The organism is Escherichia sp. 93.1518, assembly GCF_013368915.2.
In the GTDB taxonomy this organism is placed as follows: Bacteria; Pseudomonadota; Gammaproteobacteria; order Enterobacterales; family Enterobacteriaceae; genus Escherichia; species Escherichia ruysiae.
Genome location: NZ_JABWMT020000124.1, coordinates 1 through 279 on the forward strand (window position 1 = coordinate 1; position 279 = coordinate 279).

Here is a 279-nt window from a genome sequence, read left to right on the forward strand (position 1 = left end):
GCATCGAGCAGTGCAGCGAACTGAGCGCGGTCAGTGCCTCTTTTGTACTGTCCACGCCGACGGAAACGGATGGTGCTGTTTTTCCGGGGCGCATCATGCTGGCCAACACCTGCACCTGGACCTATCGCGGTGATGAGTGCGGTTATAACGGTCCGGCTGTCGCTGATGAATATGACCAGCCTACATCCGATATCACGAAGGATAAATGCAGTAAATGCCTGAGTGGCTGTAAGTTTCGCAATAACGTCGGCAACTTTGGCGGCTTCCTTTCCATTAACA

General features: G+C 53.4%; 1 protein-coding gene. It reads left to right on the forward strand.

Translation table 11 applies throughout. From position 1 onward, the window contains the following. Nucleotides 1-279, forward strand: a 279-nt coding sequence (locus HEN21_RS22730; protein WP_183082970.1) for a phage minor tail protein L, incomplete at both ends; no start/stop codon positions are given.